This window comes from Ruegeria sp. D4 (genome assembly GCF_056534475.1).
Genome location: NZ_JBQFPJ010000033.1, coordinates 1 through 11,592, shown reverse-complemented (window position 1 = coordinate 11,592; position 11,592 = coordinate 1). Strand labels below are relative to the sequence as shown.

General features: G+C 52.0%; 9 protein-coding genes. 6 read left to right on the top strand and 3 right to left on the bottom strand.

Features of this window, described 5'->3' with window-relative positions; translation table 11 throughout:
* The first annotated feature begins 1,033 nt into the window (after nt 1–1,033).
* Nucleotides 1,034–1,969 carry a LysR substrate-binding domain-containing protein gene (locus tag ACR0MI_RS23330; RefSeq protein WP_170817423.1) on the top strand — a complete coding sequence of 312 codons (936 nt, stop codon included), beginning with the start codon at nt 1,034–1,036 and terminating at the stop codon, nt 1,967–1,969.
* Nucleotides 1,970–2,331: 362 nt separating this feature from the next.
* Here the strand turns inward: ACR0MI_RS23330 and ACR0MI_RS23325 are convergent, their stop codons facing one another.
* Nucleotides 2,332–3,696 (bottom strand): alpha/beta fold hydrolase, encoded by a 1,365-nt coding sequence (locus tag ACR0MI_RS23325; RefSeq protein ID WP_170517493.1) that lies wholly within the window; start codon nt 3,694–3,696, stop codon nt 2,332–2,334.
* A 359-nt stretch (nt 3,697–4,055) separates the two neighbouring features.
* Between ACR0MI_RS23325 and ACR0MI_RS23320 the strand changes: the two genes are divergently transcribed.
* Nucleotides 4,056–5,264, top strand: coding sequence for a linear amide C-N hydrolase (locus tag ACR0MI_RS23320; RefSeq protein ID WP_170817424.1), 1,209 nt, complete (start codon nt 4,056–4,058; stop codon nt 5,262–5,264).
* A gap of 339 nt (nt 5,265–5,603) precedes the next feature.
* Here ACR0MI_RS23320 and ACR0MI_RS23315 read toward each other — a convergent pair whose 3' ends face one another.
* Nucleotides 5,604–6,611: an AraC family transcriptional regulator gene (locus ACR0MI_RS23315; protein WP_170570605.1), complete on the bottom strand. Its 1,008-nt coding sequence runs from the start codon at nt 6,609–6,611 to the stop codon at nt 5,604–5,606.
* Between the two features lie 117 nt (nt 6,612–6,728).
* Between ACR0MI_RS23315 and ACR0MI_RS23310 the strand changes: the two genes are divergently transcribed.
* The 4 genes from ACR0MI_RS23310 (at nt 6,729) to ACR0MI_RS23295 (ending at nt 10,602) form a co-directional block, all read left to right on the top strand.
* Nucleotides 6,729–8,141, top strand: coding sequence for an amidohydrolase family protein (locus ACR0MI_RS23310; protein ID WP_480855711.1), 1,413 nt, complete (start codon nt 6,729–6,731; stop codon nt 8,139–8,141).
* Nucleotides 8,142–8,167: 26 nt separating this feature from the next.
* Nucleotides 8,168–8,932: a DUF3299 domain-containing protein gene (locus ACR0MI_RS23305; RefSeq protein ID WP_170412886.1), complete on the top strand. Its 765-nt coding sequence runs from the start codon at nt 8,168–8,170 to the stop codon at nt 8,930–8,932.
* Nucleotides 8,929–10,107 carry a carbohydrate porin gene (locus ACR0MI_RS23300; protein WP_170337128.1) on the top strand — a complete coding sequence of 393 codons (1,179 nt, stop codon included), beginning with the start codon at nt 8,929–8,931 and terminating at the stop codon, nt 10,105–10,107. The genes ACR0MI_RS23305 and ACR0MI_RS23300 overlap by 4 nt, the downstream gene beginning before the upstream one ends.
* Nucleotides 10,108–10,221: 114 nt before the next feature.
* Nucleotides 10,222–10,602 (top strand): hypothetical protein, encoded by a 381-nt coding sequence (locus tag ACR0MI_RS23295; protein ID WP_170412890.1) that lies wholly within the window; start codon nt 10,222–10,224, stop codon nt 10,600–10,602.
* A gap of 469 nt (nt 10,603–11,071) precedes the next feature.
* On the opposite strand, the gene ACR0MI_RS23290 is transcribed toward ACR0MI_RS23295, so the two are convergent.
* Nucleotides 11,072–11,461 carry a hypothetical protein gene (locus ACR0MI_RS23290; protein ID WP_170611806.1) on the bottom strand — a complete coding sequence of 130 codons (390 nt, stop codon included), beginning with the start codon at nt 11,459–11,461 and terminating at the stop codon, nt 11,072–11,074.
* Nucleotides 11,462–11,592: the final 131 nt, after the last annotated feature.

Below are 11,592 nucleotides of genomic sequence, written 5' to 3'. Positions count from 1 at the left end.
GCCACATCATGCTCTGAACATGCGCCCACCTGTGCCTGAAACCTTATTAGAGAAACCTCAATTTAGTGGTGCCGAACGAGGGGGCTAGACATATGATCGAAAACAGGTTCGCTCAGTCGCTTAGAATGATAGTTATGAATTTGTAGACTTTTCGGCTTAGCCTCATTGAACCTTGCGCTCTCATACTTTTCCCATACGCGCTGGCCTTGAGAAATATTTCTCAACCGTCAAAAGGGTGGCTAGTAGGGTGGATCAAAACTAGCCAAAACATATTAAAAAATTGTTATATATTTGATAAATTAGGGGTTTTGGTGCGCTGAAGGGAATACATAAAATAAGGTAAGTATATATTTTTAATCACGAAATATATACTCATACTCAATGATACCCCGAATAGTACCCCCAGTGGCGAAATTGCCTCGCCTGCATCTGCAGTGAACTAACCACGGTGATTCACCATGTAGAGGCCAATTTTGACCTCGAACACAACTACGCCCTCAAAAACTAGTCATTCGTATGATACGAGCTTTTAGATCAATCTGACACCAAGCCAGCTTCATAGGTTTGAACATTAAAGGCAATATTCTGATCATTCGCTGACACATGCTTTAGCGCCCGCTTTGCGGGCGCTGCCGCCGGTCAGTAACATTTGAGAGCGGTTTGAGGCCGTTCTTGGTTATTTGGTCAGCAAAAAATGCTGCTCTTTTCATTTGACCAAGGGACCATGTAAGGCGTTGTGCCAGTCGATATCGTGCTCTGTGATGCCCATTTCACGCCGTTCAACCCGGGTCAACCGCGTGGGATCTAGTCGCGGAGCAAACAATGATCTGAAACTAAATTTGATCTTCTCGCGGACCGAATTTGGGCTCTTTGAGCAGGAGATCGCGGGTTTAAATTGTGATGTAAACTCATGTGTATCTGCATATTTCATGGTAGGCTCCATCGTTGACCGCTCCCATAAAATCTCAGCACACGGCTAATCAGACAAACGCCGTTTCTTGACATGGATTGTTCCAAACAGTCACAATGCCCCATGCCAAGAAACCTGCCCCCTCTAAATCCTCTTCGTGCCTTTGAAGCCGCAGGAAGGTTGGGTAGCTTTACCAGTGCAGCCGAAGAACTAAACGTGTCGCACTCAGCGATTTCCCGTCACATACGTGGGTTGGAAAAACGGCTGAATGTACATCTTTTCCGAACACAAAAATCTGGTGTCGCACTCACGGAGCAAGGGCAAGACTACTTGGCTCAGATTACGCCTGCTCTTGATCGAATTGCCGAGGCGACGGAAGCATTGACCGCCGAACCCAAAGGTGTTGTCACAATGACAACAGAGAGTGCAGTGGCACAAAAATGGCTAGTACCAAGACTGCCAAGATTAAAAGCTGCGCATCCCGACATAGAGTTGAACCTCTCGATAACAACGGATGTTATGGACATTGAAGCGCATGATTTTGACTTGGGCCTGAGATATCTGCGGGTCGATCCATCCGAAGGGTACGACCTGTTGTTCCCATCTCTCGTCAGTGCCTTTTCTGCTCCAAGCTTTGCCCCGGGCACAGGCTCAGATTTGAATCTTGAAGTGTTGGCGTCAGGGGCGCTGATAGAAGAAGCGACGTTCCGCCTCTGGCCGGAATGGTTTCGCGAATCTGGCTTGAAAGAGGTTCCGGTTCTTAATCTGCCAAAGCCCTTGGGGGCTCTCCTAGCAATCCAATCCGCGGTTGCGGGGCTGGGTGCGGTTCTAATGGACCAGCACCTATGTCAAACTGAGGAAGAAACAGGAGCGTTGGTTCGCCTGAATGACATAGAGCTTCATTTTGGAGGCTATTACCTAGCAACGAACCAACGCGCGGGAAGACGCAGAGCTGTCCGCGCCGTTCGCAAATGGCTACTGCAGGAAGCACTCTACGGAAATTCAAAAGTAAATAACGAGTCGAGTGCAATTCTCGCCTCGAAAGCTAGCGCAACTTAGTGGCTGCTATGGGCTCAGAGCAGCCGTTCGCTGCGTTCCGTCTGAATGACCGCGGAGCGGACCTAACGGGCATTCGTCTTATTGGCGGCAATGACTGCAGTCAGCCCTAAGCGGGCATTCGTAATAAGACTTTGCAATTCCCGCGATGCGGACTTTGCAGCCGTCCGCATTTTTAGTCCAAAGGACCGCAGTCAGCCCAAACCGGACATTCGCAACAAGACTTTGCAATTTCCGAGATCAGGACAAAGCGGTCGATGATGAGAAGCCTAGAGTTTTTAAATTCCAGTACCGAAAATCGAAGGGCGCACGGCATCCTCTTACCTTCGAACAATAAAGTTTTGGCGATGAACAACGTACACTGCTCAAATTGAATTCAAAAAACGCTCTATTTCCACTAGGGCTTTAGGCCAGGCAGGATCATACTCTGGCATCGTATTGTTTGCTGTCTCAAGGCCAATAAAGCGCGCCTTCTGGATGCCGGAGGCGAAAATCCTACCTTGTTCAACACTGTGCATCCTGTCTCGATTAGCGTGCATAACCAGAGCCGGACAGGTGATCCGCAGAAGTAGATCGGTTACGTCGACCCCTGCGACCAGTGGTCCAATCTTGAGCCAATCCTGATGGTCCATTGCCACTTTCATAAATTCTGCATAAGTGCGCTGGTCATGCGGACTTGCGGTTGGAGCAAATGATTGCGCCATCAAGTCTCTTGCAGAAGGGTATTCATCGTTCCAGCCTTCAAGACTCATATCCATCATTGCTTGCCCAAGCGCGGCAATTCCGGGCTGTGAACGCACCGCGAGTCCTTGTGCAAATCCACCGAGTAGAACCAACCCCGAAACACGGTCAGGATTATTTGCGGCAAAAGCCGCGGCAATGGTTGCCCCAAAAGAAATGCCAAACAGTGGAACTTTTTCGATCCCGGCTGCGTCCAGTACGGCCTCAACATCTTCGACGATCCGATTCAAAGACACATCCTGCACGCCCCTCTGGGACAAGCCATTGTTTCTACCATCAAACCGATAAAGGCAGTGATTTTCAGAAAGCAGCGGCAACCACCCGGCGATGGTGTTCATCGTCCAATCGTATTCCAGATGCCTAAGCCAGTTTGGTGTGACCAGTAACTTTCTACCACTTCCAGTGGATGTCCAGGCAAGCGTTGTACCGTCTTTTGATTTTGCAAAGCGGACGTCTTGAGAGCTAGCCAGCAGCTTGTTCTTTGCGCGTCTTTTGTCACCATCTAAATCAATAGAGTAGGCTTCAACTGGATTTGGAATTCCCTTCAACCGTATCGAGCTTTCTGGTCGCAAAGCAACCGCCAGCGAAGTTCCCGCAACTTCAGCAGCTGTCTTGCTGACGAGACAACTTCCAATATGCGCGCTGGACTGAAGGCGCGACGCAACATTCACGGCCTCTCCGAACAAGTCTGAGCCATTTGGCATTACGTCGCCAACGTGGAGACCTCCTCGAAGTGTTACGTCTTCATCTCTCATCTGATTGAAAATCTGGCTGGCAGCATTAATTGCGTCTGTGGCTGCAACAAACTCAACCAAAGCACCATCTCCCATCAGCTTGAATATTCGTCCTTTGTTTTCATGGACCAACGGTCTGATCACATCGTCCAAAATGCGTTGTAGAGTGTTCAGCGTGGTCTCAGCATCCTCTGACATGCGCTTGGTATAATCGACGACATCGAGGCTTAGGATCGCAGCAATTTTCCGCTTCATCAGTCGATGTGATCCTTTTAGCTAAACCAATTCCTCTGAACCAAAATTAACAGACGAATAGATTTTTGTGACCAAAACTTGTGCCTGGGCATTTTGCTAAGCCTGCAAGTTCCCAAACTTGCGCTGAAACACACAACCGAGCAAAACGTCCTATTGGCTGGCGAAACCTAGAATTAAGGTGAATGACTAACGCATTTCACGTCGCTAACGAAGGTTCACTTCGAAATATCCAATCTAATGTTATCAGTCCGTAGTTCTTCTCATCTGTGACCGATGGCAGCCCAAACCAGACATTCAGAGTCGGACTTTGCAAAGTCCGACGGAAGGAATAGGCGGACTTTCTTGCCTATTTGAAGATCATGCAAACTTCATTCAACTTGAGAATCGGTGTGGTAGCTTGGTCGAGCGAGTTCATAAGATCAGATCAGTCCAATTGGAGTACGACCATGCGTCATATCGAGCTATTTCGGATATTACCAAAAGCGACCATAGCCTTTGTGGCTTCAGTATCGATGGCCTGGGGATGCACTGGCATCATGTTGACAGGGCAGGATGGAAGCATCGTTCGCGCAAGGACCGCCGAATGGGGGCCGTTCGATCTTGAGACAAAGATCAACATTATTCCGCGAGGTTTCACTTATACCGCAGGCGAAATGCCAGATGAGCGAGACGGAGCAAACTGGACCGGCCGATTTGGAATGGTCGGTATCAGCATGTTGGATCATGGGGCTCCCGCAGATGGCATCAACGAAGCTGGGTTGACCGCCGGGTTGTTTTATCTGCCCGGCTTCACCGAGTATCAGGAGTACGACCCTGACCTTTCCGGCAACACGATTCCCGGCGATTTGCTAGCCAGCTATGTCCTTTCCCAATTTGAGACAGTTGAAGAGGCTGCCACCGGGTTGGCGAATGTCCGTGTTGTCGGGGTCGTAGATGAGACTCTCGGATTTCCCTTCCCATTTCATATGTTGGTTGCTGACCGGTTCGGCGGAAGGATCGTTGTCGAGTACATTGACGGTGAACTGACGATTTTCGATGCTCCGCTTGGCGTGATCACCAATTCGCCAAACTACGATTGGCACATGACGAACCTTAACAACTACGTAAACCTGTCGGCCCTTGGGCTTCCGGAAGTTGAGGCAAGTGGCGTTACTTTCGCGCCCCTTGGCGCTGGGAGTGGAATGATAGGGCTGCCAGGCGACTTCACACCCCCATCCCGGTTCGTCCGCGCAGTCGCCTTTTCTCAGACGGCGCGGGAGACGCAAGGTGGCTATGACACCGTGCGCGAGGCGTTTCGCATTCTGGATAATTTCAACATTCCGGCCGATGCAGCGGAGGGCGCTCAAGACGATGTGCAGTCGGACGACCTGCTTTACAGCGCAACTCAGATCACGACCGCTGCGGACTCCCTCAACCTCGTCTACTACTATCACACGATGTACGACAGAACGGTGCATATGGTCGATATGAAGCAGATTGACTTCGGAGCTATGGGAGACGAGATGATCGTCTTTGAAACCAGCGGTGATCGCGAACCAACGTTAGTCGATGTGACCCCAACGAACTGACGTTTTACCACGTGGGCCGTGGCGGCATCACCGCTGGCTGCGGCCCAATAAAACTTCGGAATGGAGGGTTTACCGCTCCAGCGAATTACCGGCGCTAGGCTCGAAGCCGCGTTCACCACTGTTCGCACTAGTGACTGGAGGCAGCCCGAAGCGGACCTTCGCAACCAAGCTTTGCTAACTCCGAAATACACAACGAAACGGCCAGTTGCAGAGGTTGTATCGGCGGTGGCAACCAACCATTCATGTCGTCGACTAACCTGTTCAACGTCGCACTACAACTTCTCCGAACTGATCCCACGAGGACCTAATCTTCGAAGCGTTCATTTGGCTCGACCACATTTACTTGCTTCGGAACTTGGTCGGTGTCATTCCGGTCTGACCTCGGAAAAAGCGAGTGAAATGGGACTTGTCAGAATAGCCGAGCATCAGTCCGATCTCTGCAATTGTCATCTGGTTTTGTTTGAGGTGCTCCTTGGCGACATCGATACGCAGCCGTTTGATTTCGCGCGGTAGCGTTGTGCCTTGTTTTTGAAGCGCTTTCAGAAACCGTTCCGGTTGTATTCCCAGCATTCCAGCCACCATCTCTGGTCCCAAATCGGTTTCATCCAGTTTGTCGCGTAAGACAGATCGCAAAGCTGCCACCACGGTTACTTCTTCATCTTGTCGAAGTGATGCTATGGGCTTGGCAGAACCCTCAGAGACGTGGTGCAAAAACAACCATTCCACAGGAAAACTAATTTGCATTCCGGGATCAGTCCCAAGGCCAACCTCGATCCCTTTGTAGTCGATAGGCAGCCCATTGATGTATCTGCTTTCCCATCGCACACGGGAAGAGTCCCAGGAATCTCCGACGACGGTCTGCAATAGGCGTACATAGATTGCGGCACCAAAACCGGTCACCTGAATGGGTGGGACGGTTGGTTCCTGTTGCCTCTCGATACGATAAGTCGCTTTGTCTGCTTCAATGACAAGGCTGTGCCGCACAGAATTGGACTCCTGCGGCACGAGCTCAACAAAGCGGGTAAAAAACTCGAACAGCGTTTTTGTAGATTGCAAGGCTTGAGCGAAGGGCGGCCATCCTTGTAGGTCAAACGCTTCCCCTACATTCAGTCCTAGGTATCGATCCCCTGATACTTCTGAGAAAGCATTTACCAAGCCGTAAACCAACTCGGAGTGAACGTACACGGATGGGTTAGTCATCAGTTCAGCTTTCAAGCCGACCTGATCCAATGCTGGTTGCGGATTGATCTTACGTTCGGTGAGATATTGCAGAAAGGGAGCGGCTAAAGAGAGGCGAACAAAGCCCTCGCTATGCTCTCGGGAGGTGGAGTTGAAAGGCAAGCTCATAACCCTTGTTGGATTAGCTTTAAGAAGTGGCCATTTTTGCAGTCACATTCGTACATCCTAATTCAAAAGGGGCAACCGAGCCAATGAATTCCAGACTATAGTTGGCAAAACATGAATATGAAGGGAGTACTTATGTCCGGCTTACGAATGTCTCTTTGCTCGACGGCAATTGTCGCGGCAGTTCTTTCTTTTTCGGCGACCGCGCAGGCTCAGGATCAAGAAGAACCCCAAACGCTGTTTACCAACGTGCATGTCTTCGACGGTGTGAATGAGCAACGCATTGAAAATGCCAGTGTTCTGGTCGAGGGCAATCTGATCAAGTCCGTCTCAACCGATGCCATTGATGCGCCGAGCGCGACGGTTATCGACGGCGGTGGGCGCACTCTGACACCGGGCTTTATAGAGAATCACGCGCACCTGATGCTCATGGGGCCATCGATTGCCGAGATGGAAACCAACTCGACCTGGGAGGATTTCGCCATCCACGGGACCCGGATGGCCGAAATGTACCTGATGCAGGGCTTCACGACCGTTCGCGATGCCGGGGGCGCTGGCGGCGGGCTGCGGCGCGCAATTGACGCCGGCCAGATCGTCGGCCCCCGCTTTTATCCTTCCGGGGCATTTCTCGGAACACGTGGTGGTCACGCCGATTTCGCATCCTTCACATCTCCGCCGGGTGGGGTGACCAACTTTGGGACTCTGAATATGGCCCAACAGGTCAACGGTGTTGACGAAATTTACATGTATGGCCGCAACAACCTGCGCATGGGTGCCACGCAATTGAAGTTCATGCAATCAGGTGGGGTGATTTCGGCATTCGATCCATGGCAGTTGCTCGCCGGTTCGAAAGAAGAGATCGAGGCCGCTGTTCAGGTTGCCAACGAGTACGGCACCTATGTCATGGCACATTCCTACCGCAAAGAAGCGATCATCAATGCCCTGAATGCAGGGGTCAGAACCATTGAACACGGATTTCACTTTGACTGCGAGATTTCTGCTTTGATGAAAGAAAAAGGAGCGTACATCACGACGAACATCACAGCATTTGATCCAGGCCTACTTGATGTTCCTTCCGTGAAAAACAACCCCAACAGTTTGAGGAAGGCCAAATCGGCCTCGGCGACCTTCGAAGCCTACATTCCAAGTATGAAGGAATGCCCGGCGCCGCGCGGTTTCCAAACCGATTGCGTCGGCTCGGTCGAAGCGTGCAACATCCAGATCGCCTACGAGAAACATCTGAATACCCATTTCTTCGGCCCCTATGCGTCGATGGTAACCCTAACTTCGGTAGGTGGCGAGATCGCGGCACTTAGCGGTGATTTCATGAACCCCTATCCGGAAGGCAAACTGGGTGTGATCGAAGAAGGCGCCTATGCCGACATCCTGCTGATAGACGGCAACCCCCTCGAAGACTTCTCTGTCGTTGGAACAGGCGATCAGTGGTTCGGTGCGGACCCGAGGCCGGACAGCCCGGAAACAATCCGCCTGATCATGAAGGACGGTGTGATCTACAAAAACACACTGGATTGACCAGATAAAGCAGCCGGAGAGCATTCATGCGAAATTGGTTTTGCTCCGCAGTATTCGCAGGGTTGGTTTTGTGCGGTTATGATGCTGCGGCGACGCCTGGAACCGCGTTGGACTGGGCAGATCTGCCAGATCCGTCTGCGCAGGTCTTTGATGACCCCTATCGTGAACTCAGCCCCGAACAGTTCGACGATGTTCTTTTCGTTGTGCGTATACGCGGCAGGTTGCAGCAGGAGGTTGGCAGCGCCGAAGAACGGCAGAAATGGCAATTGCTTTTAGCAGAGACCGAAGACGCCTTGGTGTCAGACGGAATTGACGTCGACTGGTTACTCGATCAGCGCGAGGTTGTGACTGAACGTCGAAGAAAGGCTGGAACGAGCGGAAACCCGCAATTCGACGGCAGAACAATCACACTCGCGGGCTTTGCCATTCCTGCTCCAAGCGATCCGGACGGCCGGCCTGTGGCGTATTTGGTGCCAGAAAGAGGGATGTGCAGCCACATGCCTCCACCTCCGCCTAACCAGATGATCCGTGTGCGGTTGAACGGGGACTGGGCGCCTAGCTATTTCCACGAACCCGTTCGGCTGACAGGCACGCTGACTATCGATCCTTCCGTTCATAATATGATGGTTGTGGATGGCCTCATGCCTATGAATGCGACTTTCCAGCTAGAGGCGGAACGTGTCGAAACTCTGGAAACCGAGGCAGACAGGTTGGAATGGAAGCAGCGTGCTGCTGATCTCATCCGCGCGGCAGGAAATCGCAAGACCGGTGGGGCACAGGCGTCAAAATGATAAGACTTCTGGTTGCCGCATTGAGCATTGCATTTGCTGGCGCAGCGTCGGCTCAGGGACTATCCGGGCCATCTTCAGTCGAAGCCGATCTTGCGCCCGGAGACGGGCTCACCGATCCGCAATATCGTTCCGATTTTCCACGCAACATCGCACCGGGTTGGTTTCAGTGGAAAGACCGACTGGCTGAGGGTGGTTTTCGGTTCAACATTGACTACCTGGCATTGGGCCAAACCACGGATGCTGATCTGGGAACCGGCGAAGCAGCCAGCGGAATTGCGCGGTTCTACGGCAGTTGGCAGGCAACTGAACGGGGGTCTCTGACATTCAAGATCGAAGACAGGCACAGTTATACTGACGTTGCTCCGCAATTTCTCGGGCTGGATGGCGGAGCCCTTTCAATCACGGGAACAGCCTTCAATGACAACGGTTTGCTTCTGACCAATTTGTTCTGGACCCAAAGGGCTGAGAATGGGTCGTGGGCGCTGCAAGTCGGCCAGATTGATGTAACGGACTTTGTGGATATCTACGGGTTGGTAAGCCCCTACAGTGGTTTTCAAAACCTGTCTTTCAATACCAACCCGACAATCAACACGCCCAACCAAGGCCTTGGTATTGCCGGTGGGGTAAAGCTGAGCGAGAACCTCTACGCCGTTGCCAGCGTATCAGACGCAAACGCCGACCCGTCCGATCCAAACTTTGATGTGTTTAGCGACGGCAATCTCTTCAAGTCGCTCGAACTTGGGTACACGTCCGGCTTTGATCGCATCTACTTCGACAATATCCATCTGACCCTCTGGCATGCGGATGCGGCTGACGATGGCAGTCGAGCAGAAGATTACGGCGCAGCGTTTTCCGCCGCATGGTTTGTTGACAATAAATGGATGCCGTTCTTCCGTGCAGGGGCCTCGAAGGGAACCGCAGCGCTTTATGAACGGTCGATTTCTGCCGGTCTCGGTTACTATGGTCGCAACACCGATTTGGCCGGTCTGGGCCTAAACTGGGCCGAAGCAAGAGGCATAGATGGCGATCAGTTCACGCTTGAAGCTTTCTACCGCTTTTCAATCTCACCCGGACTGCAGATCACGCCATCGGTACAATTCATTTCCGACCCGCTTCTAAATCCCGATCAGGACCGGATTACCCTGTTCGGTCTAAGAACCCGGATCGTTTTCTAATGCGGGGTGAAGGCAGTCACTAAGGGGTGTGCCAAAGGGCAACTAAGAGAGATCAAGCGCGTGCCGGAATTTTCAACGCCGGTCGAATGAAGTTGGGAAGCAAAGGAACAATCTATGAAGATTGCATACGGAATTCTTGCAGCCTTAGCAGTTGTGTTTTTCATCCTTGGAGGCAGCGATGCCCATGCCAAAGACAACAAGGGTAAAAAGCCGAACAAGGGGGGCAAGAACGGTGATGTCAGCATTCAGATAGAAGACAAACCCGGCAAAGGCCCAAAAGCTGTACCACCTGGACAGATCAAGCGCTACACGCGCGGTGCCAAGCTCCCATCTGACCTGGAGTTCGAGGATATTGGGGACCTTTCCAAATGGAAGCTGGGGGAGCCCGGCAAAGGAAACCGCTACATTCAGGTCGATGGCGAAGTCCTCGAAGTTACGAATGATCTGTCTACTGTTGTCGATGCCGTCGGCATCGTCGGTGATCTTCTCAACTAGACGAAAGTACGATGTTTCAGGGCAAGAACTACCTCGTTTGCCCTGACGCTGGCCGGGGCGATCATTTGTGAACCCCGGCCCAAGTTCAAAACCCGGATCCGAGGTGCTACGATGATAAAGGCCCTTCTTGTTCTTTTTGCGCTTGCTACCTTTTCGTCAGCACGCGCCCTACTCGCTCAGGAAAACGGTGCAACTGAAGTCCCGCAAACAATACGCTTTGAGGGCTATGTATAGCCCAGTCGCGAAGCAGAACTGTCGCCTTTGGTGGACAATGTGGTCAACCGGACTTTGCAAAGTCTGCTTTCTGCGCATCGCTGACATTGGTGCTTTCAGCAACATCGGTTGGTTTGGGCTCATAGCCGACGTACGCTGCTATCTGAAGCAATGACCGTTTGGAGCAATCTGCTGCACTTTCCAAAGTCTGCTTTCCGCGCATCTCTGCCGTTCGTGGCCAGCGCAGCAATTGCCCCTACTCCAGCACCTCATTTCCGTCGCGAGCAGCCGCACGCCTTTCGGCTAGACGTTTGGCCATGTTGTACTCGTCACTGCCGCGTTCGAAGCGGCTTTCATAGAAGTCGAGCACCATTGCGTTTTCCTTGGCGGTCAGCAAACCACCAGTAGAAAGCCCTTCAATAATGCTGCGACGTTGCTGGTCCGACATTTTCCCATAGTAGATTTCCGTGATTTTTTCGTTCGTATGGCCGAGGTTTAGGGACCAGGCTTTGCGGTCTTTGGGAGAGGTGCAAAGCTCATCCCCAAGTGCCTTGAGTGTATCACGAACGGAGTGCGGTGTGCATTTGCGTCCGATCTGGGAGGTGGCGAGATCAAAGGCACAACTCACGGCTGAGGAGGATTTCATAGGGGGTACGGGGCTGATCGCTGAACTGCGTTGTTTCAGATGCCCCAGCCCGTCAGTTCGCGCAGTTCCTTCAAGTGATCGAAGGTTTGGCGGGACAGCGGTATTGTGTGAGGCCGACGCATCTTGGCGCG

Coding starts and splice junctions, on each gene's coding strand:
- ACR0MI_RS23330 (WP_170817423.1), top strand. CDS start 1,034: ATGCCAAGAAACCTGCCCCCTCTAAATCCTCTTCGTGCCTTTGAAGCC.
- ACR0MI_RS23305 (WP_170412886.1), top strand. CDS start 8,168: ATGCGAAATTGGTTTTGCTCCGCAGTATTCGCAGGGTTGGTTTTGTGC.
- ACR0MI_RS23290 (WP_170611806.1), bottom strand. CDS start 11,461: ATGAAATCCTCCTCAGCCGTGAGTTGTGCCTTTGATCTCGCCACCTCC.
- ACR0MI_RS23310 (WP_480855711.1), top strand. CDS start 6,729: ATGAAGGGAGTACTTATGTCCGGCTTACGAATGTCTCTTTGCTCGACG.
- ACR0MI_RS23315 (WP_170570605.1), bottom strand. CDS start 6,611: ATGAGCTTGCCTTTCAACTCCACCTCCCGAGAGCATAGCGAGGGCTTT.
- ACR0MI_RS23300 (WP_170337128.1), top strand. CDS start 8,929: ATGATAAGACTTCTGGTTGCCGCATTGAGCATTGCATTTGCTGGCGCA.
- ACR0MI_RS23325 (WP_170517493.1), bottom strand. CDS start 3,696: ATGAAGCGGAAAATTGCTGCGATCCTAAGCCTCGATGTCGTCGATTAT.
- ACR0MI_RS23295 (WP_170412890.1), top strand. CDS start 10,222: ATGAAGATTGCATACGGAATTCTTGCAGCCTTAGCAGTTGTGTTTTTC.
- ACR0MI_RS23320 (WP_170817424.1), top strand. CDS start 4,056: ATGCAAACTTCATTCAACTTGAGAATCGGTGTGGTAGCTTGGTCGAGC.